At 63.7% G+C, this 20,762-nt stretch carries 19 protein-coding genes; 5 read left to right on the plus strand and 14 right to left on the minus strand.

Going from position 1 to position 20,762, the window contains the following annotated elements:
* Positions 1–40: 40 nt before the first annotated feature.
* From pcaF to pobA, 11 genes are all read right to left on the minus strand, one after another.
* Complete coding sequence (gene pcaF, locus M1D78_RS11585) at positions 41–1,246, minus strand: 3-oxoadipyl-CoA thiolase (RefSeq protein WP_437419122.1); 1,206 nt, start codon at positions 1,244–1,246, stop codon at positions 41–43.
* Positions 1,243–2,040, minus strand: coding sequence for a CoA-transferase subunit beta (locus tag M1D78_RS11590; protein ID WP_437419121.1), 798 nt, complete (start codon positions 2,038–2,040; stop codon positions 1,243–1,245). Before M1D78_RS11590 ends, pcaF begins: the two co-directional genes overlap by 4 nt.
* Positions 2,040–2,894, minus strand: coding sequence for a CoA transferase subunit A (locus M1D78_RS11595; RefSeq protein WP_437419120.1), 855 nt, complete (start codon positions 2,892–2,894; stop codon positions 2,040–2,042). Before M1D78_RS11595 ends, M1D78_RS11590 begins: the two co-directional genes overlap by 1 nt.
* 149 nt (positions 2,895–3,043) lie before the next feature.
* On the minus strand, positions 3,044–3,886 hold the full coding sequence (locus tag M1D78_RS11600; protein ID WP_437419119.1) for an IclR family transcriptional regulator domain-containing protein: 843 nt from the start codon (positions 3,884–3,886) through the stop codon (positions 3,044–3,046).
* 79 nt (positions 3,887–3,965) lie between these two features.
* Complete coding sequence (gene pcaC, locus M1D78_RS11605) at positions 3,966–4,364, minus strand: 4-carboxymuconolactone decarboxylase (protein ID WP_437419118.1); 399 nt, start codon at positions 4,362–4,364, stop codon at positions 3,966–3,968.
* 56 nt (positions 4,365–4,420) lie between these two features.
* Positions 4,421–5,725 carry a 3-carboxy-cis,cis-muconate cycloisomerase gene (locus M1D78_RS11610; protein WP_457933591.1) on the minus strand — a complete coding sequence of 435 codons (1,305 nt, stop codon included), beginning with the start codon at positions 5,723–5,725 and terminating at the stop codon, positions 4,421–4,423.
* An 85-nt stretch (positions 5,726–5,810) separates the two neighbouring features.
* Complete coding sequence (gene zapE, locus M1D78_RS11615; RefSeq protein WP_437419116.1) at positions 5,811–6,887, minus strand: cell division protein ZapE; 1,077 nt, start codon at positions 6,885–6,887, stop codon at positions 5,811–5,813.
* Positions 6,877–7,482, minus strand: coding sequence for a protocatechuate 3,4-dioxygenase subunit alpha (gene pcaG, locus M1D78_RS11620; RefSeq protein WP_437419115.1), 606 nt, complete (start codon positions 7,480–7,482; stop codon positions 6,877–6,879). The genes zapE and pcaG overlap by 11 nt, the downstream gene beginning before the upstream one ends.
* A gap of 13 nt (positions 7,483–7,495) precedes the next feature.
* Complete coding sequence (gene pcaH, locus M1D78_RS11625; RefSeq protein WP_437419114.1) at positions 7,496–8,215, minus strand: protocatechuate 3,4-dioxygenase subunit beta; 720 nt, start codon at positions 8,213–8,215, stop codon at positions 7,496–7,498.
* Between the two features lie 117 nt (positions 8,216–8,332).
* A complete protein-coding gene (pcaQ, locus tag M1D78_RS11630) occupies positions 8,333–9,244 on the minus strand; it encodes a pca operon transcription factor PcaQ (RefSeq protein ID WP_437419113.1) in 912 nt (303 codons plus the stop codon).
* 73 nt (positions 9,245–9,317) lie between these two features.
* Positions 9,318–10,502: a 4-hydroxybenzoate 3-monooxygenase gene (gene pobA / locus M1D78_RS11635; RefSeq protein WP_437419112.1), complete on the minus strand. Its 1,185-nt coding sequence runs from the start codon at positions 10,500–10,502 to the stop codon at positions 9,318–9,320.
* A 133-nt stretch (positions 10,503–10,635) separates the two neighbouring features.
* On the opposite strand from pobA, the gene M1D78_RS11640 reads away from it, so the two are divergent.
* Complete coding sequence (locus M1D78_RS11640) at positions 10,636–11,511, plus strand: helix-turn-helix domain-containing protein (protein ID WP_437419111.1); 876 nt, start codon at positions 10,636–10,638, stop codon at positions 11,509–11,511.
* 82 nt (positions 11,512–11,593) lie between these two features.
* Here M1D78_RS11640 and M1D78_RS11645 read toward each other — a convergent pair whose 3' ends face one another.
* Both M1D78_RS11645 and M1D78_RS11650 read right to left on the minus strand, forming a co-directional pair.
* Positions 11,594–13,219, minus strand: a complete 1,626-nt coding sequence (locus M1D78_RS11645) for a methyl-accepting chemotaxis protein (protein WP_437419110.1) — start codon at positions 13,217–13,219, stop codon at positions 11,594–11,596.
* A 173-nt stretch (positions 13,220–13,392) separates the two neighbouring features.
* The gene (locus M1D78_RS11650; protein WP_437419109.1) at positions 13,393–14,289 is read right to left on the minus strand and encodes a LysR family transcriptional regulator; all 897 of its coding nucleotides are present in this window, start codon (positions 14,287–14,289) and stop codon (positions 13,393–13,395) included.
* Positions 14,290–14,413: 124 nt separating this feature from the next.
* On the opposite strand from M1D78_RS11650, the gene M1D78_RS11655 reads away from it, so the two are divergent.
* The 4 genes from M1D78_RS11655 (at position 14,414) to M1D78_RS11670 (ending at position 18,911) form a co-directional block, all read left to right on the plus strand.
* The gene (locus tag M1D78_RS11655; protein ID WP_437419108.1) at positions 14,414–15,112 is read left to right on the plus strand and encodes a CoA transferase subunit A; all 699 of its coding nucleotides are present in this window, start codon (positions 14,414–14,416) and stop codon (positions 15,110–15,112) included.
* Positions 15,113–15,136: 24 nt separating this feature from the next.
* Positions 15,137–15,793, plus strand: a complete 657-nt coding sequence (locus tag M1D78_RS11660; protein ID WP_437419107.1) for a CoA transferase subunit B — start codon at positions 15,137–15,139, stop codon at positions 15,791–15,793.
* A 188-nt stretch (positions 15,794–15,981) separates the two neighbouring features.
* Positions 15,982–17,163 carry an acetyl-CoA C-acetyltransferase gene (locus tag M1D78_RS11665; RefSeq protein ID WP_437419106.1) on the plus strand — a complete coding sequence of 394 codons (1,182 nt, stop codon included), beginning with the start codon at positions 15,982–15,984 and terminating at the stop codon, positions 17,161–17,163.
* A gap of 407 nt (positions 17,164–17,570) precedes the next feature.
* Complete coding sequence (locus tag M1D78_RS11670; RefSeq protein WP_437419105.1) at positions 17,571–18,911, plus strand: short-chain fatty acid transporter; 1,341 nt, start codon at positions 17,571–17,573, stop codon at positions 18,909–18,911.
* Between the two features lie 94 nt (positions 18,912–19,005).
* On the opposite strand, the gene M1D78_RS11675 is transcribed toward M1D78_RS11670, so the two are convergent.
* The gene (locus tag M1D78_RS11675; protein ID WP_437419104.1) at positions 19,006–20,688 is read right to left on the minus strand and encodes a methyl-accepting chemotaxis protein; all 1,683 of its coding nucleotides are present in this window, start codon (positions 20,686–20,688) and stop codon (positions 19,006–19,008) included.
* Positions 20,689–20,762 lie beyond the last annotated feature (74 nt).

The following is a 20,762-nucleotide window of genomic DNA, read 5'->3' on the forward strand; positions in this document are numbered from 1 at the left end:
GGCCGGAACCGGGCACCGGGCAAGCCTTGCCGGGCCCCGTTCAAACCCGTTCGACCGCAAGCGCAAGGCCCTGGCCGACGCCTACGCACATGGTCGCCAGGCCCAACTTGCCGCCAGATTGTTCCAGCGCATGCACTGTGGTCAGCACGAGGCGCGCGCCGCTCATGCCCAGCGGATGTCCAAGCGCGATGGCGCCTCCTTGCGGGTTGACCTTGGGGCTGTCGTCCGCGAGGCCCAGATCACGCGTTACCGCCAAAGCCTGGGCGGCAAAGGCTTCGTTCAGTTCAATCACATCGAACTCGTCGACCGCTTTGCCCAGCCGTTCGCACAGCTTGCGCACCGCTGGCACCGGACCGATACCCATCACGCGAGGCGCAACGCCGGCGCTGGCCATGCCCAGCACCTTGGCGCGCGGCTTGAGTCCGTATTTCTGCACCGCCTCGGCACTGGCAAGAATCATCGCCGCGGCGCCGTCGTTGACGCCCGAGGCGTTGCCGGCGGTAACCGTCTTGTCCGGTCCGTTGACCGGCTTGAGCTTGGCCAGGGCCTCGGCGGTGGTATCGCCGCGAGGATGCTCATCGGTGTCGACCACCGTGTCCCCCTTCTTGCCCTTGATGACCACCGGGACGATTTCTTCGGCGAAGAACCCGGCCGCCTGCGCCGTGGCGGTGCGCTGCTGGCTGCGCAGGGCGAAGGCGTCCTGGTCCTCGCGGCTGACCTTGTGCTCGTCGGCGACGTTGTCGGCGGTCTGCGGCATGGCATCGACGCCATACAGCTCCTTCATCTTGGGATTGATGAAGCGCCAGCCGATGGTGGTGTCCTCGATCTTCTGGGTGCGGCCAAAGGCCGTATCCGCCTTGCCCATGACGTAGGGCGCGCGGGACATGGATTCGACACCGCCCGCGATTGCGAGCTCCATCTCACCGCAGGCGATGGCGCGGAAGGCGCTGCCCACCGCATCCATCCCCGAGGCACAGAGCCGGTTCAGCGTGACGCCGGGGACAGTTTCCGGCAAACCCGCCAGCAACGCGGCCATGCGCGCCACGTTTCGGTTGTCTTCGCCAGCCTGGTTGGCGCTGCCCATGAACACCTCATCGACGGCCGCCGGATCGAGGCTCGGGTTGCGCGCCAGCAGGGCCTTGATCGGCGTGGCCGCCAGGTCGTCGGCACGCACCGCGGCCAGGGAACCGCCGAAGCGGCCGATGGGCGTGCGTACCGCATCGCAGATAAAGACGTCGCGTGTCATTCGTCACCTCCAGCTTGTCCATGGGCCGCGGCGGTGCGTGCCTCGAGGGCGCGCAGAGCCTCCAGCTCAGCCTGGGTTGGTGCCGCCGTTTCCGACAGGTCATCGGCGAAACGAATGGCCCAACCGGTGTTTTCGACCACTTGATCGCGGGTCACGCCAGGATGCAGCGAGGTCACCACGAACTCGTTGGACCCAGCTTCCGGCGTCATGATGCACAGGTCGGTGATGATCGCGACCGGCCCCTTGCCTGGCAGCCCGAGGCGCTGGCGATGGTCACCGCCTTCGCCATGCCCCACCGACGTGATGAACGCGAGCTTGTCGACGAAGGTGCGGTGCGACTGCTTGAGAATGATCAGCACCTCCTTCGCGCTACCGGCAATTTCCGGTGCGCCACCGGCGCCAGGCAAGCGAACTTTCGGTTGGTGATAGTCACCGATCACGGTGGTGTTGATGTTGCCGAACTTGTCGACCTGAGCCGCGCCAAGGAAGCCGACGTCGATACGCCCACCTTGCAGCCAGTAGCGGAAGATCTCGCCGGTGGGCACTACGGTGTCGGCGGTCTCGGCCAATTCGCCGTCACCAATCGACAGCGGCAGCACGCTCGGCTTTGCACCGATCGGGCCTGATTCATAAATCAGCACCACATCGGGCGCATGGGTCAGGCGAGCCAGATTGGCGGCCTTGGACGGCAATCCAATGCCGACGAAGCAGACGCTGCCGTTGCCGAGCCGGCGCGCGGCGGCCACGGTCATCATTTCATTGGTGCTGTAATCGGGGGTGGCATGGGTGCTCATCAGTTGGCCTCCTGTGCAGCCAGCTTGGCCTGATAGGCAGCGAAATCCTCGGTGCCGCGAACGAACTCATCGACCCAGGCGTTGAAGCGTTCACGGTCACGCGCGATCGGGTCCCATTGCTGATAGAACCGGTTGTCGCGCTCGTAATACCCGTGGGCGTAGGACGGATGGGCACCGCCCGGCACAGCGCAAACGGCCGTCAGCGCCCAGCTCGGCAGGACGCAGGCATTCATCGGTGCTTGAAGGTCATCGACGACTTCCTCGACGGTGACGATGCAGCGCTTGGCCGCGAGGGCCGCCTCCTTCTGTACCCCAAGGATGCCCTGGATGAGTACGTTGCCCTTGCGATCGGCCTTTTGCGCGTGAATCACGGTCACGTCCGGGCGCACGCTCGGCACCGCTGCGAGCACTTCCCCAGTAAACGGGCACGTCACGCTCTTGATCACCGGGTTGACCTTTGGCAAGTCGGAGCCAGCGTAGGCGCGCAGCACCGCGAACGGCAGGCCCGAGGCGCCGGCCACATAGGCATTCGCAAGGTCGGCGTGGCTGTGTTCTTCAATTTCCAGCGGCTGCGGCCAGCCCTTCTCCACCGCGTCGCGCAACCGATGGAGCGAGCCCACGCCGGGGTTGCCGCCCCATGAAAAAATCAGCTTCTTCGCACAACCGGCACCGATCAGCAGGTCGTAGACCAGGTCGGGCGTCATGCGTACGAGCGTCAGGTCGCGCTTGCCTTGCCGAATCAGCTCGAGTGCCGCGGCAGTGGGAATCAGGTGGGTAAATCCTTCAAGGGCAACGGTGTCGCCGTTACTGACGAAGCGATCGATTGCCTCGCGAAGCGAGAGAAGCTCGGCCATGGGTCTGTCTCTTGTGGGTATCGAATGCGCATCTACGCGTTCGGCCACACTACCCAGAGCCCCTTAGCGGGACAATCCGATAATCGAATAGCTGTTCGATTATCGAACGAAAAAGCGTTGCACCGTGCTGGCGCTTTGGCTTGGGCCATTCAGTGAAATAACCGAGTGCTCAGCTCTTTGCTCGCTTCCAGCAACACGGGGAGAAAGCGCGACACCAGTTCCTGACGCGTCACCCGCCCGGCGTGGGTCCCCACATTGAGCGCGGCCAATACCTGCCCGGCTGAGTCCTTCAGCGGCACGGCCAGCGAGCGCAGCCCGACCTCCAACTCCTGATCGACGATCACCCAGCCCTGCTGGCGAATCTCGGCGATGGATTCGCGGATCGCTTCCGGCGTATGCAACGTGCGGCTGGTCTTGATCTGCAGGTTGGCGTGCTCGAGGTAGTCGTCCAACGCCGCGTCATCGAGGGCCGCCAGCAGGATGCGGCCCATCGAGGTGCAGTAGGCCGGCAACCGGCTGCCGACGCTCAGGTCCACCGAGATCAGCCGCTGCGGCGTGGCGGAGCGTGCGACGTAGAGCACCTCATCGCCCTCGAGGGTCGCCATGGAGCAGGCCTCGTGAAGCTGATCGCTCAAGCGGTCGAGGATCGGCTGCGCAGTCACCGCCAGCGGTGTCGAGGAAAGGTACGCGTGGCCGAGCGTCAGCACCTTGGGCAGCAGCGAATAGGTGCGACCGTCGGTGGTCGCATAGCCGAGTTTGATCAAGGTGTGCAGACAGCGGCGCACCGCCGCGCGTGGGATCTCGGTGCGGTGGCTGATCTGCGCGATGGTCAGGTGCCGCTTGCGTTCCTGGAACGCATGGATGACCGCCAGCCCGCGGGCGAGCGACGTCATGAAGTTGGGATCGCCGGTCAGCGCGTCGATGCGTTTGGCTGGCGAGGCGATGATAGCCGGTGCCATCGGCGCAATGCTGGGGCGGGATTCGTCGCTCATGACGTACACCTGGTCAGGAAGAATGTCCGATTATCGTTCTGTTTGTTCCCGATCCCAAGCCACTGGCCTGGCGAGAGCCCTATTCACCCTGAACCGACTCGACGCCCAACTCGTCGTAGACCTCTTCGGCCAGGTGAAAGGTAGCGTTGGCCGCCGGAATGCCGCAATAGATGGCGCTCTGCAAAAGCACCTCCTTGATTTCGTCGCGCGTCACACCGTTGTTCTTCGCGGCGCGCAGGTGCAGCTTGAGCTCGCCCTCACGGTTCATGCCGATGAGCATGGCGATGGTGATCAGGCTACGCGTGTGCCGTGGCAAGCCCGGGCGGGTCCAGATGTCGCCCCAGGCGTGGCGAGTGATCATCTCCTGGAATTCCTGGTTGAACGGCGTGATCTTCTCCAGGCTGCGGTCGACGTGCGCGTCGCCCAGCACTGCACGCCGGACCTGCATGCCGGCTTCGTAGCGTTCTTTCTCATCCATCGTGTCGGTTCCTGTATCGAAGTTCGCAAGGCCGCCGACGTGCGGCCTGTGATTGATCAAATTGCCCGGTGAGCCGCCACGGCCTGGTCGACCCAACGCCGCGCCTGGCCCAGGTAGCCGGCCGGATCGAGCAGGCGGTCCAGCTCGGCATCGTTGAATTGCTCCCGGATGGCGGGCGTTTCCGCGAGCACGCCGCGCAGGTGCCGGCCGTCGGCCACGGCACGCTTGCAACATTGCTCAACCAGATGATGCGCGGCGTCACGCCCGATACGCTGGGCCAGGGCGATACTCACCGCCTCGGCCAACACCAGGCCGCGGGTCTGTTCCAGATTGCCCTGCATGCGTGCCGGATCGACTTCCAACCCTGCCACTACCGTCAACGCCTGTTGCAGCGCCCCAGACACCACGCAGCAGAGCTCCGGCAGCGTTTCCCACTCGGCGTGCCAGAGACCAAGGCTGCGCTCGTGCTCTTGCGGCATCGCGGACAACAGGGTCGACACCAACCCAGGGGCGCGCGTGGCGGCAGCGATCATCACCGCGCAACCGACCGGATTGCGCTTGTGTGGCATGGTCGAGGAGCCGCCCTTGCCCGGGGCTGACGGTTCGAAGACTTCGCCGACATCGGTCTGCATCAGCAGCGACAGGTCGCGTCCGAGCTTGCCCAGGCTGCCCGCCACCAGCCCCAGCCAGGCGCCGAACTCCACCAGTCGGTCGCGCTGGGTATGCCAGGGCTGCTCGGGCAGCTGCAAGCCCAGCTCCTCGGCAAGCGCCTGCGACACAGGCCAGGCATGCTCGCCCAGCGCCGCGAGCGAACCGGACGCGCCGCCGAACTGCAGGCTGAGCAGGCGCGGTTTCAGTTCCTGCAAACGCTGGCGATGACGGGTCACCGCGCCCAACCAGCCCGCGATCTTCATGCCCAGGGTGATGGGCGTGGCGTGCTGCAGCCAGGTCCGCCCCGGCATGGCAAGCTCGGCGTGGCGTTCGGCCTGCTCGGCCAGCAGATCGCCCAGACGTGCCAGATCACGCTCCAACAGTCCGATCCCGCGACGGATCTGCAACACGAGCCCCGTGTCCATGGCGTCCTGGCTGGTCGCCCCCAGGTGAACATAACGCTCTGCCTCTGGATCGGCATTGGCGACCCGCTTGCCCAGCGCCTTGGCCAGTGGGATAGCGGAGTTGCCGGCCGTGGTGATGGCCTGCGCCAGCGCGTCGAGATCGTAGAATTCGGCGCGGCAAGCGGCCTCGATGGGTGCGACGGCGGTCTCGGGTATCGCGCCGCAACGGGCTTCGGCGCGTGCCAGCGCCGCTTCGAAATCCAGCATGCCCTGCATATGGCCGTGGTCGGAGAACACCTCGCGCATGTCCGCGGCAGTGAAATAGGCATCGAGAAGCTGACGGGTCGGACGGTTCAAGAATAGAGCTCCTGCATGTTGCGGAAACGGGCCGTCACGTCGCGCACCACGGGCTGAGTTGCTGCAAACGGCTGCGGGTGCGGGCGAAGTCCACGTGCGCGCCGGCGCTGAGCAGCTCGTCCAGCCCGGCCTCGGCCACCAGGACGAGCTCCACCGCGCTGTCATAAAAAATGTCGACAAGGTTGAGAAACCGCTGCTGCACATCGATGCCTTCACCATCGAGACGCGGCACACCGGTGATGATGATCTGCTCGAATGCGTCGTTCAGCCAGATGAAATCGGCGCTCGAGCGCGGAAGCCGGCAGAGTTCGTCGAAATCCAGCCAGCCCGCCCGGCCCGCCCGTGCGTTGAGCCGCAACGGCCGGTGGTTGACCTCGATCACGGCGTCGCGCTCCGCCGCGGGTGCAGCCAGCCGGTCGAGCGCCCACCTCGGCTGTTCGGCGGCCGGCACCTGGGCATAAGTGCCCCAGACATAGCCGCCTTCGGCACGCTGGCGGTAATCCTCGCCCCCATCGAGCTGGCGCACCGCAAATTGGCGCTCGATGAGTTCGATGGTCGGCTTGAAGCGGTCCCGATACAGCGGGTTCGGGCACAAGGCGCTGGGTTCGTAGTTCGAGGTGGCGACGATACCGACGCCCTGCTCGACCAACTGGCGCAGCAAGCGGCCGAGCAGCATGGCATCGCCGAGATCGTGGACGTGGAATTCGTCGAAACAGAGCAGGCGCGTTTCAGCAGCCAGCTCCGCGGCGACGCGGGCCAATGGATCGGGCTGGCCGGTCAGCGCTTGCAAACGGCTCAGCACGTATTGAAGAAACGCATGGAAATGCACTCGACGCTTGGCCACGACCGGCGCCGCCGCGAAAAAAGCATCCATCACGAAGCTCTTGCCCCGTCCGACGCCGCCCCAGAGGTACACGCCCGCTTTCGGCGCGCGCCGCCAGCCGCGACGACCGTCCAGCCAGCTGTCCAGCCAACCGCCGAGCAGCTCGACGGCGGCATATTGTGCCGGGTCAGCCTGGTAGCCATGACGTTCGAGCCGCGCCCTGAAGCCCTCGACGACCTGCTGCGCGACGTGAACTTCGGCCGAAGCCGTGTTGACCTTAGAAGTCAAAGAATACCGTCTCCCCCTCCCCCTGCAGGCGCACGTCGAAGCGATAGGCCGTTTGGCCATCGATTTCGCAGCGCTTGGCGATCAGCGTCTCGCGCCGCTGGGCCCATTCGATGCCGCTCAGAACCGGGTCCTTCGCGTTGGCGTCGGCCTCGTCGTCGAAGTAGATGCGCGTGTGCAGGTGGATGTTGATACCCCGCGCAAACAGCGAAAGGCTCACATGCGGTGCCATCAGCACACCGGCGCGGTTCCTGACCTGCCCGGGCTTGACCGTCCGCACCGTCCACTCACCCGCATCGAAGGTGGTAGCGGTGCGGCCGAAGCTGTTGAAGCTCCGCTTCGGATCGAATTCGGTGTGGTACACCCCCGCATGGTCGGCCTGCCAGAGTTCGAGGAAGGAGTCGCGTACCAGGTGGCCCATGCCATCGAACACGCGGCCGACCAGGAGGATGTGCTCGCCCTCGGCGTCGGGCTTGGCCATCTCGTTCCAGATTTCCAGCTCGCGAACCGGGTTGCCGGCAGCAGCGAGCGCGAGGCCGATATGGACGTAGGGGCCGGCCGTCTGGGAGGGTGTTTCGGGCAACAGTTGTACAGGCATTTCGGGCTCCTACTCAGCGATTTTCGAAGAACGTCTTGCGCTGACCGCGCAGCACGATGTCGAACCGATAGGCCAGACAATCCATGGGATGCGCCATGCCCATGTCCAGTTTGGCGATCAGAGACTGCACCGCCTCCGCATCGGAGATGGTCTTGACAATCGGACACAGCGGTATGAGCGGGTCACCCTCGAAGTACAGCTGGGTGATCAGGCGGGTCGAGATCGACGGGCCGCTGATGGAGACGTGGATATGCGCGGGCCGCCACTCGTTCGGGCCGTTCATCCAGGGATAGGGGCCGGGTTTGATAGTGCGGAAGACGTAGTTGCCGTCACGGTCGGTCAAGGTACGGCCGACGCCGCCGAAGTTAGGGTCCAGTGGGGCGATGTAGCGATCGTTCTTGTGCCGATAGCGGCCGCCGGCGTTGGCTTGCCACATTTCCACGAGCGTATTCGGGATCGGCTTGCCGTACTGGTCCATGACCCGCCCGGAGACGATGATCCGCTCCCCGATCGGCAAACCGCCGTTATTGAAGTTCAGCAGCAGGTCGTTGTCGTGCTTGCCGAATTCGAGGTGGGAAAAATCCGGGCCGGTGGTTTCCGACACCGAAGGCGCAATGGTGATCAGCGCTTGGCGCGGCGAACGGGCGACCGAGGTCTTGTAGTCGGGAGTCAGCGCCGGCGGGTGGAGGGACCGATTGCGCGCCACGAAAAGGCTGGTGTCCAACTCGGACATGTCAGGCTCCTTTTGTTGAAATTAGTAGAGCGTTCACTCAGGCGTCCTCAGTCTGCGTCGAAGCGTCGCAGATGAAAAATGAAAAGACGCGCGTGATCCATAACCAAAAGGTTATGGCTACTGACGTAATGCCGCCGCTGCATCCCGCAACGCTTCACAGCAGAACTGCACCGCGAGCGTCGGAGCCAGGGTCGGATTGCTGCAGATCCCAACCGAGCCGCCCGGCTCCTTCAGCCCCACGTCGAGCTCCACCAGGTCACCGGTGGCCAGCCCCTGGCGCACGGCATCAAAGGGCGCAACCCACACCGCATCAGTCAGGCGAACGTATTGCTGGCTGAGCGCGACTGACAGGGTCTCCAGCCGCCGTGGTGGCGCACCAATGCCTAACTGGATGAATAGGCTGTCAGCGTAGCGGCGGATGGTCGTGCCGGCCTGCGGCAACACCACAGGGTAATCGCCGATGCGCCCGGGCTCAGTCGTCAGCAGCGCATGGCCGGGGCGCACCACCAGCGTCATCGACTCGCTGTAGAGATGCTCGAAGCTCAAGCCTTCGATGCGCGGGCTGTCGGTCATCCGACCCACGACCAGGTCCAGTTGGCCGCCACGCAATTGGTCGAGCAAATAGGCGCTGGGCCCGGTGATCACGCTGACCGCCAGTGCGGCATGCCGCGTATGCAGGCGCCGGACGACTTCTGGCAGCAGCGAACTTTCCACCGTCGACAACGCACCGAGCCGCACGATGCCCGCCTCATGCTCGCCGGCGCGCAGGCTGCGGACGCCTTCGCGCAGCGCCTGCACGCTGGGGCCAGCGAAGCGCAGGAAGGCCTGGCCGGCGTCGGTCAGGGTCACGCCCTTCTTGCTTCGCTCGAACAGCCGCGCCTCGAGCAATTTCTCCAGCTCGCGCAAGGTCTTGGAGACCGCTGGCTGGCTGACGGCCAACGCCTCGGCGGTACGCGCCAGGCTGCCCTGCCGTGCAACCTCGATGAAACACAGCAGATGGCGAAACTTGATGCGGCTGTCGATGTTCACCCTGAACTCCCCGCGATGGGCCTGCGGCGGAGCTTACACGCCAGCCGGCCGAGCCCGCAGCCGTTCGCGCGGCTTACTCGATCGGTTCGTAGGGCAGCCCGACGTAATTCTCCGCAATGGTCTTCAGGCCCGCCTCGGTACTGGTGAAGTAGTCCTGCTCACTCAGTTGGATGCGTCGGCCGAACGCGTCGGTATCAGGGAAGCGGTGCAACAGGCTCGTCATCCACCAGGAAAAGCGTTCGGCCTTCCAGACCCGGCGCAGGCAGATCGGCGAATAGCGCGCCACGAGATCCGTGCGACCTTCCCCGTAGACCTTGAGCAGGATGCGCCACAGCGTACTGACGTCACTCGCGGCCAGGTTCAGCCCTTTGGCCCCGGTCGGCGGCACGATGTGCGCGGCATCGCCGACCAGAAACAACCGGCCGTGCTGCATAGGCTCGACAACGAAGCTGCGCAGCGGCGCGATGCTCTTCTCCAGCGACGGGCCAGTCACCAGCCGCTCGGCAACATCTGCCGGCACGCGGCGTTTGAGTTCGGCCCAGAAGCGCTCGTCCGACCAGTCCTCGACGCGCTCGTCCAGACCAACCTGCACGTAATACCGCGAGCGGGTTGCCGAGCGCATGCTGCACAAGGCGAAGCCCCGCTCATGGCTGGCATAGATCAGCTCATGGCTGACCGGCGGCGTGTCGCTGAGTACGCCCAGCCAACCGAAAGGATAGGCACGCTCGAATTCCTGGCGCGCATCGTCGGGCATGCTCTTGCGCGAGATGCCATGGAAGCCGTCGCAACCGGCCACGTAATCGCAATCCAGCCGGACCTGCTCGCCGCCGTAGGTGAAGCTCAGCCAAGGGGCCTGCGTCTCAAGGTCATGCAATGCGACATCAGGGACGCCGTAGAACGTCGTCGCGCCCACCGCTTTGCGTGCATCCATCAGGTCGCGCGTCACTTCGGTCTGACCGTAGACCATGACGGTGTCACCGCCGGTCAGCGCCTTCAGGTCGATCCGCACGCGCCGGTCGCCGAAGGCTAGCTCGACGCCCTCATGCACCTGGCCTTCGGCATCCATCCGGTCAGCCACACCGGCTTCACGCAGCAGGTCGACCATGCCCTGTTCCAGCACCCCGGCGCGAATCCGCGCGAGCACATACTCGGGCGTCTGGCGTTCGATGATGACGTTGGGAATGCCAGCCTTGTGCAACAGCTGGCCTAGCAACAGCCCGGACGGGCCTGCGCCGATGATGGCGACCGCGGTTTTCATGGCGAACCTCGCATTATTGTTTTATTCGAGAGGCTCATGGTCAGCGCTCGGCGCCTCGCCGATAATGCACCCAGCATCAAGAAACCTGGACTTTTATAAACAGCGTTCGATTACCGAACAGGAGCCTTCGTTGATGCGCATGCCACCCGCCGCTGCCGTTCCCGTCTTCAAGCTATACGGCGACGGGCTCGCGTGGCCGACACTCGACCTGATGCATTGCGAATCCATTGCCGAACGCAGCCGCCTGCATGGCTGGGAGATCCGCCCGCACCGCCATGCTGACTTGACGCAACTGCTCTATCTGCGCAGCGGCTGGGCGGAAGTCGAACTCGAAGGTGTGCGGACGCGCATCGACGAGGCATCGCTGCAGGTCGTCCCGGCGCTGGCCGTGCACGGCTTTCGCTTTTCCGAGCAGGTCGAGGGGCACGTGCTGACGCTGGCTGCGCCTCTGCTAACCCAGCTGGACGAAGCGCTCGGTAGTGGCCAGACGTCGTTGAAAGCCGCGGGGCTGTATCGCGCCGGGCGGGATCGCCCCTACCTCGACAGCCTGTTCGACCAGATCGAGCAGGAATACCGCGCCACGGCTCCGGCGCGGGAGCTGCAATTGCAATCGCTGGCGGCGATGCTCGCGGTATGGGTCAGCCGGCAGAGCCACACCGCCCACGCACCGGAGGCGCCAACGCGGGGCAAGCAGCTGTTGAGTCAGTTCGTGCAGTTGCTGGAGGCGGACTTCGCCGAGCAGCCGACGGTCGAGCAGTACGCCCGCCGTTTGGACATCACGCCGGCGTATCTGAATACGCTGGCGCGCCGCTATACCGGGCTCACCGCGCAGGGGATGTTGCACCAGCGACTGCTCATCGAGGCCAAGCGGCAACTGGTGTATACCGCGATGAGTGTCAGTGATATCTCCGATGCACTTGGATTTTCCGAACCGGCGTATTTTTCACGCTTCTTCAAGCGGCTGGCGGGGATATCGCCTAGGCAGTTCCGGTGCAGCACTGAAAAGTAGCGTGTCCCGGGCTGCTGGAAACCGAGGCAAATAAAAACCCCGCAAGGCAAGCCATGCGGGGTTCTTGATTACCTACCTGCAATCAGACCGCAAACCGTCCCACCAAGCCCCGCAGGCCTACGGCGAGTTGAGCAAGCTCCTGACTGGCCACGCTCGTTTGGTTGGCGCCCGCCGACGTCTGCATCGACAAGTCACGGATGTTCACCAGGTTCCGGTCCACTTCACGCGACACCTGGGCTTGCTCTTCCGATGCACTGGCCACAACGGTATTGCGCTCGCTGATAGTGGCGATGGCCGTCGCGATCTGATCGAGGGCCTCGCCAGCCGCCTGAGCGACGACCAGCGTCGAGCGCGCCTGCTCGTTGCTCAGCTGCATCGCTTGAACGGCGCGGTCGGTGCCGTGCTGGATGCCGCCGATCATTTCCTCGATTTCCTGGGTCGACTGCTGGGTGCGATGCGCCAGCGCACGCACTTCATCAGCCACCACCGCGAAACCGCGGCCGGCATCACCGGCCCGCGCCGCTTCGATAGCGGCGTTGAGCGCCAGCAGGTTGGTCTGTTCCGCGATCGCACGGATCACGTCGAGTACCTTGCTGATGTCGCGGACCTTGTCGGCCAGCTCACCCACTTGCCCAGCCGTGGTGGTCACACCGTCCGCCAGTGCGTTGATCGACTGCACGGTGCGCGTCACCTGTTGCTGACCTTCGCGGCCGGCACGCTCGGATTCGCGTGACGCTTCGGCGGTCGCTACGGCGTTGCGCGCAACTTCGTCGACCGCAGCGGTCATCTGGTTGACCGCTGTGGCGGCCTGCTCGATCTCACCGTTCTGCTGCGCCAGCCCGCGGCTGGAGTCCTCAGTGACGACGTTCAGCTCTTCGGCGGCAGCCGCCAGCTGGTTGGATGAATCGGAGATGTTTTGAATGGTGTCACGCAGGCTGGCCTGCATGCGCTTCATCGCTTCTAGCAGGCGCGCCGGCTCGTCCTTGCCGACGACGACGATCGGTCGGGTCAGGTCGCCTGAGGCGATGACTTCAGCAGCTTTCACCGCTTCGGCCAGCGGCTGGACGATGCTGCGGATCAGCAGCCAGGCCAGCAGTGCGGTAACCAGTGCCGCGATGATGATAGAAGTGATGACCGAAATACGGGAGCTATCGTAGGTTTCGGCGGACATGTCAGCGGCGGCTTTGATGCCTTTGGTATTGAACTCTCCAAGCGCGATCAGGGTTTGCATCAGCGCATCAGCGTCGGCAGCCATCGTGCCGTTGAGATAATCCCGTGCCTCGTCGAGGCGACCTTGATCTACCAGAGAAAGGATCTGCTTCTGATCACTCAGATAAACGCCATAGACGCTTGTGAGCCGATCAAAGAGCCCCTGCTCTTCAGGGCCGGTTATGTAGCGCTTGTAAACCTCAAACTGCTTAGCCACCTCGTCCCGCAACTGCACGATGGTGGTCGTAGTCTTGGCCAGCGAGGCTGCATCCGTCATGACAAGCGCCCGCAGGGTAAAGATCCGCTGCCGGAGAATCGACTGGTTCATGTCTTTGAGCGTCGTGACAGAGGGCATCCAGTTGCTATTGATGTCTTCAGAAGCGCTGTCCATCCGCGCCATCTGCGTCAGCGAAAAAATGCCGATGCACAACAGGAAGAGTGCGACCAAACCAAACCCCAAAGCAGCCCGGGGCGCGATACCAAAATTTCGAAGAGACATATAAGTCACCTATCTATGTATGAGCCAACCGCGCGCCGCGAGGGGCGCTGGCGGACAGGCGGCCAAGCCAACCTGATCCATGCTCACTTATCGGTCGCACTCTGCCCTTCTGTAATACCGCTAATCGTTTTTATCGATCGCAATCAGACGCTCGCTCTATCGACACACTCAGCTTATAGGTTGATAGCCGGATAACTGCCCGCGCTCAGGGTGTCGGCAATGGCCTGCGCTGCGACTGACAACTCGTGCCCCGGCTTGGTCAGGACACCCACTGATCGCTCGATCACCGGATCGCCCAGCGCCACGCAGCGCGCACCCACTTCTAGCATCTGGTTACGACACAGCGCCGGAACGGCGCTGACCCCTAAGCTGCTGGCGACCATGCGCCCAACGGTGGCCAGTTGGTGGCTTTCGTACTGCACGGGCAGCGAACGCCCCCGTTGGCGCAGGTGATCCTCCAGCATGAAGCGCACGGTAGATGGGCGCTGCAAGGTGATGAATGGGTAGCCGAGCAAAGCGTCCCAGCCAATTTCGGCCTTGCTCGCTAACGCCGAATCGGCCGGCACCACCGCGACGAAACGGTCGCTATAGAGCGGCGTGAAGCTCAGCGGCATGGTCGGCTCGGGCTCGAAGGCAATGCCGATCTCGACCTGGCCGTCACGCACCAACTCCATCACCTGTTCGTTGATCACGTCATGCACGGTAACGCTGATCGACGGGTAGCGGTCGCTGAAGGTCCGCAAAATGGCGGGCAGCACGTTGCCCGCAAACGACGGCATGGAAGCCAGCGCCACCCGGCCCTGCTGCAAGGTGAAACGCTGGCGCAGCTCATCCTCGGCGTTATCCCAGTCCGCCAACAGGCGCCGAGCCAATGGCAACAAGGCTTCCCCTTCGGGCGTCAGGCCGACGGCGCGTGTCGTGCGGCTGAACAGTCGCCCGCCCAGGCTTTCTTCCAACGCCTTGATCGTCAGGCTGAGCGCGGATTGCGACAGGTGCAGTCGCTCGCATGCCTGGGCAAAGCTGAGCGTATGGGCGACGGCGAGAAACGCACGAAGCTGCTTGACGGTCATGGGTATCCCTCGGCAACAGCCTATTGTTTGGTTTTATTCATTAATAGAACGTAAAAATCAACTTAACAAATAGTCGCTCGCCGTGAACACTCGCCCGTACTCTTAACAATAAGAAGGACTGGTCATGGCTGGTTTCGACAAACGCGTCAACTCCTACGCTGAGGCACTCGAAGGGTTGGAGGACGGCATGACTGTCCTCTCGGGTGGCTTCGGCCTGTGCGGCATTCCCGAGAACCTAATCGCGGAAATCAAGCGCCGCGGTACGCGCGACCTGACAGTGGTCTCTAACAATTGCGGCGTGGATGGCTTCGGTCTGGGCCTGCTGCTTGAAGACCGGCAGATCCGCAAGATGATTGCCTCCTATGTCGGCGAGAACGCGCTATTCGAACGCCAACTGCTCGACGGCGAACTTGAAGTCGAACTGACGCCTCAAGGCACTCTGGCCGAGAAGATGCGTGCAGGCGGGGCAGGCATTCCCGCGTTCTTCACCGCAACCGGCTACGGCACGCCGGTCGCCGAGGGCAAGGAGGTGCGTGAATTCGATGGCCGCCATTACGTGCTCGAGCACGCCATCGTCGGCGACTTCGCGATCGTCAAAGGCTGGAAGGCCGACCGCTACGGCAACGTCGTCTACCGCCACACTGCGCAGAACTTCAACCCGCTGGCCGCTGCTGCCGGCAAGGTGACGGTGGTGGAAGTCGAGGAGATCGTCGAGCCCGGCGAGCTGGACCCAACCCAGATCCACACCCCCGGCATCTATGTCGACCGCCTTATCTGCGGCACCTTCGAAAAGCGCATCGAAAAGCGCACCGTCCGTAGCTGACCAGAACAAGAAGAGGATTCCAGCATGGCACTTTCCCGCGAACAAATGGCCCAGCGCGTCGCCCGCGAGCTGCAGGACGGCTATTACGTAAACCTGGGTATCGGCATCCCTACCCTGGTCGCCAATTACGTGCCCGAGGGCATGGACGTGATGCTGCAGTCCGAGAACGGGCTGCTCGGCATGGGCACCTTTCCGACCGAAGAAGAACTCGACGCCGACATGATCAATGCCGGCAAGCAGACCGTCACCGCGCGCGTGGGCGCCTCCATTTTCAACTCGGCCGAGTCCTTCGCGATGATCCGAGGCGGCCACATCGACCTCACCGTGCTGGGCGCTTTCGAGGTGGACGTACAGGGCAACATCGCCTCCTGGATGATCCCCGGCAAGCTGGTCAAGGGCATGGGCGGCGCGATGGACCTGGTCGCCGGAGCCGAGAACATCATCGTGCTGATGACCCACGCTTCGAAGGATGGCGAGTCCAAGTTGCTACCCCAGTGCAACCTGCCGCTGACCGGCGCCGGCTGCATCAAACGCGTGCTGACCGACCTGGCCTACCTCGAGATTGAAAACGGCGCCTTCGTCCTCAAGGAGCGCGCGCCGGGCGTTAGCATCGAGGAGATCCGCGCCAAGACGGCCGGCGAGCTGGTCGTGCCGGATCATGTGCCGGAAATGACGTTCTAGATACGCATGTATTCGCTTGGGAACGTCGAGCGATCCATCGCGATCAGCGGGTGAGCGGGACTGCGGATCGCCAGCAGGTTGGCTCTACGGGACCGTGGACATTCAGCAACGCTTGCGTTGACCATCCGCATCTTTGAAAAACGACTTACCGGTACTAGAACAACATCCATTTCAACTGGAGCATGAATATGCAAGACGTCGTCATCGTCGCCGCCACCCGTACCGCCATTGGCGCCTTCCAGGGCGCGCTGGCTAATATCCCTGCCCATGAACTGGGCGCCGCTGTCATCAAGCGACTGCTCGCCCAGACCCATCTGAACCCTGCCGAGGTGGATGAAGTCATTCTCGGCCAGGTGCTCACTGCTGGCGCCGGACAAAATCCCGCTCGCCAGGCTGCGATTGCCGCAGGCCTGCCACACGCCGTGCCAGCACTGACCCTGAACAAGGTCTGCGGCTCGGGCCTGAAGGCGTTGCATTTGGGCGCTCAGGCGATTCGCTGCGGCGACGCGGAAGTGATCATCGCAGGGGGTATGGAGAACATGAACCTGGCGCCCTACGTGATGCCGAAGGCCCGAACTGGGCTGCGCATGGGGCACGCTCAGATGGTCGACTCGATGATCAGCGACGGCCTCTGGGACGCCTTTAACGATTACCACATGGGCATCACCGCCGAGAACCTGGTCGACAAGTACGCGATCAGCCGCGAGCAGCAGGACGCGTTCGCTGCCGGTTCTCAACAGAAGGCTGTGGCCGCTATTGAGGCCGGGCGTTTCAAGGGCGAGATCACCCCAATCGAAATCCCGCAGCGCAAGGGCGAGCCGTTGGTGTTCGACACCGACGAGCAGCCCCGCGCCGGCACCACGGCCGAGGCACTGGGCAAGCTCAAGCCCGCGTTCAAGAAGGATGGCAGCGTGACTGCCGGCAACGCTTCGAGTCTGAACGACGGCGCCGCCGCGGTCCTGATGATGAGCGCCGCCAAAGCCCAAGCGCTCGGGCTGCCCGTACTGGCGAAGATTGCCGGCTACGCCAATGCGGGTGTCGACCCGGCCATCATGGGCATCGCTCCGGTTTCCGCCACGCGCCGCTGCCTTGAGAAAGCCGGTTGGACGCTGGACGACCTCGACCTGATCGAAGCTAACGAAGCGTTTGCAGCGCAGGCTCTGTCTGTCGGCCAGGAGCTGGGGTGGGACGCGGACAAGGTCAACGTCAACGGCGGCGCTATTGCACTCGGCCATCCGATCGGTGCATCCGGTTGCCGCGTACTGGTGACGCTGCTGCACGAACTGATCCGCCGCGATGCGAAGAAAGGCCTGGCAACCCTGTGCATTGGCGGCGGCCAAGGTGTGGCATTGGCCATCGAGCGCGCCTGATCCGATTTTTGTAGGAGCAGGTTCTACCTGCGACCGGAACCACCTCGAGGCCGAAACCGCAAGTCGCAGGCAGAGCCAGCTCCTACAGCAGCGCTTTTTTGTAGGAACAGGTTCTACCTGCGACCGGAACCACTCCCGAGGCTGAAATCCCAAGTCGCAGGCAAAGCCAGCTCCTACAGCAGCGGTTTTTTGTAGGAGCAGGTTCTACCTGCGACCAGAACCACCCCGAGGCTGCACCCGCAAGTCGCAGGCAGAGCCAGCCCCTACAGCACAGCGCTTTTTTGTAGGAGCAGGTTCTACCTGCGACCCGACCGCGACGGGGGGTTTGAAACCACAGTCGCAGGCAGAGCGGCTACGGATAAACAGCGACAACCACAACGCACAGCAATAAGAACAAGGACCAATCCATGCTCAACGCCATCACCTCGGCAAGCGTGAAGCTCGTACAACGCTATCTACCCTCGCCCTTCGTTTTCGCCATTCTGCTCAGCCTTATCGTGCTCGTTGCGAGCATGACGGTGACCGGCCAAGGCCTTCCCGCCATGGCGCAGCACTGGGGCACCGGTTTCTGGAACCTGCTGACCTTCGCCATGCAGATGGCGCTGATCCTCGTCACTGGCCACGCGCTGGCCAGCGCCCCGGCAATTCATCGCTTGCTTGCCGGCCTCGCTCGCACGGCACGCTCGCCGGGGCGCGCCATCGTGCTGGTCACCTTGGTCGCACTGGCCGGGTCATGGATCAACTGGGGTTTCGGCCTGGTGATCGGCGCCGTTTTTGCCCGTGCGCTGGCACGTGAGGTCAAAGGCGTGGACTACCCACTACTGGTCGCCTCGGCCTATTCAGGCTTCCTGATCTGGCACGGCGGCCTGTCAGGCTCGATCCCGCTCTCGCTGGCCACCGGCGGTGCGGACCTCGAGCGCATGACCGGTGGCGTTGTCACCACGGCGCTGGGTGTCGGCGAAACGCTGTTCACACCCATGAACCTGACCATCATCGCGCTGCTCGTCATTGGCCTGCCGATCCTCAACTGGGCGATGCATCCGAAGACCCCGAAAACCGCTGATCCCGCCCTGCTGCGCGACCCCGAGCACAACGCCCTCCCCCGCGCCACGCTCGCCCAGCGCCTGGATGACAGCCGGATCCTCAATCTGCTGATCGTCGCGCTCGGCGTCGTTTATTTCGGCTACTACTTCGCCGCGAACGGCTTCGCGCTGACACTGAATATCGTCATTGGTCTGTTCCTGTTCATTGGCCTGGCACTGCATGGCTCGCCGGAGCGCTACATGCGCGCGGTGCAGGATGGCATCGGTGGAATCAGCGGCATCGTCATCCAGTTCCCGTTCTACGCCGGAATCATGGGCATGATGGTCGGCGCCAATGCCGACGGGCTGTCACTAGGCAAGCAGATCACCGACACCTTCATCGCCTGGTCGTCGGCCGACAGCTTCCCGGTGCTGGCTTTCCTTAGCGCGGGCCTGGTGAACGTCTTCGTGCCGTCTGGCGGCGGCCAGTGGGCCGTGCAGGGCCCGATCATGCTGCCTGCCGGCCAGGCGCTGGGCGTGGCCCCGGCCGTTACTGCCATGGCGATCGCCTGGGGCGATGCCTGGACGAACATGATCCAGCCCTTCTGGGCGCTCCCGATCCTCGGCATCGTCGGCCTCGGCGCAAGGGACATCATGGGCTACTGCCTGCTGATGCTGGTGTACTCGGGCGTGGTGATCTCCGGCTGCCTGTATTTCTTCGGCTGACGCTCGCCGCTGCGAGCCAGGGGCTAGAAACGACAAAGCCGGCAGTTGTGCCGGCTTTGTCGTTTAGCGAAGGCGGCTCATGCCGCCCGCAAACCTAGATGCGGAACTGACGCACCAGCCCACCGAGGCGTTCGCCGACGTTGGCAAGGTTGCGTGCCGTACGGGCGCCCTGCTGGGTTTCCTCGGCTACGTTTTCGACAGCCGTGGCGATCTGATGAACGCTGCGGTTGATCTCTTCCGCGACTGCGGTTTGCTCTTCGGCCGCGCTGGCGATCTGGGCGTTCATGCCGTTGATGGTCGCAATCAGTTGTGAGATCGCATCCAGCGAGGCACCGGCCTGGTTGGCCTGCGCGCTACTGGCATCCCCGGCTTCGCTCGAACGGCCCATCGCGGCGACGGCCTGCTTCGTGCCGGTCTGCAGGCGGTCGATCATGCCCTGGATTTCCTGCGTGCTTTGCTGGGTGCGGCTGGCCAACGCGCGCACCTCATCGGCAACCACCGCGAAGCCACGTCCGGCTTCACCGGCACGGGCCGCTTCGATCGCCGCGTTGAGGGCCAGCAGGTTGGTTTGCTCGGCAATCGAGCGGATCACGTCGAGCACGCCGACGATGGCGTGCACGTCCTGTTGCAGTTCGTCCAACGAGCTTCCGCTGCTGCGAATCTCCTCCACCAGCGCATGGATCTGGCGAATGCTCGTATCCACGACTGCCTTGGCCTGCTGCCCTTCACGGTCGGTCTGCTGAGCCGCTTCGGCGGCGCCTTGCGCGCTGTGGGCCACTTCCTGCGCAGCGGCGGACATTTCGTTGATCGCCGTGGCGACCTGATCGGTCTCCTGGCGTTGGGTTTCCATCGCTTTCTCGGAACGCTGCGCCTGCGCGGCAACCTCACCGACCATGCCCGTGAGCTGGCCGGTCATTTCGGCGACCTGGCTGACCATGGTGTGGATCTTGCCGACGAACAGGTTGAACGAGCGGGCAAGCTGGCCGAGTTCGTCGTTGCGGTTCTCTGGCAGACGGTGGGTCAGGTCGCCCTCGCCGGCAGCGATGTCGTCGAGCTGAGCGCGGATTACCTGGATGGGTTTGACAATGGAGTTGCTGATCACGACCCCGGCGATACCCAGCGCTACCAGCATCACGCCGGCGATGGCGAGGATGCTGCTGAGGATAGAGTTCACGCGGCCGTCGATGTCCGTACGGACTTCGTCCAGCGCCGCTTCGATGTTATCCAGGTTCACCGCCGTGCCCAGCGCCAGGTCCCATTTAGGCAGGTAGTAGCTATAGGCGAGCTTGGGTACCAATACCTTGTCGTTGCTCGGCAACGGCGAGGAATAGTTGACGTAGTAGGTGTTGTTCTTCGCGACCGCAACCAGCTCGCGGTTGACGTACACGCCATTCGGGTCGCGGCGGTCGCTCAGATTGACGCCAACGTCCACCGGGCTTTCGCCGCGGAACAGGCGGACCACGTTGGAGTCGTGGCCAAAGAAGTAGCCGTCCTTGCCGAACTTGATCTTTTTCAGGATGGCGATGGCCTCGTCGCGGCTGGCCATGTCGCCCTGCGCCGCCGGCTCGTAGAGATGCGCGACGCTACTGACACCGATGCGCATGTAGTCTTCCAAACGGGCGCGGGCATCGTCGATGAGCCGCTCACGGGTGGTTTCGATCTCTTCTTGGGCAAGCGAGTGAAGGATCTTTGCCGCCGCGCCGCTCAGCACTGCCGCGAACAGAACGATCGGCACGAGTGCCAGGAGCAGAACCTTCAGTTTCAGCGTCATTCGCATGGGATATATATCCGCAAAAGGAGTAGGAGTACTGGTGGGTCATCGGCTGACCGATGGGAAAGTTCAGTCCAGGC

The organism is Pseudomonas sp. SA195 (genome assembly GCF_054131565.1).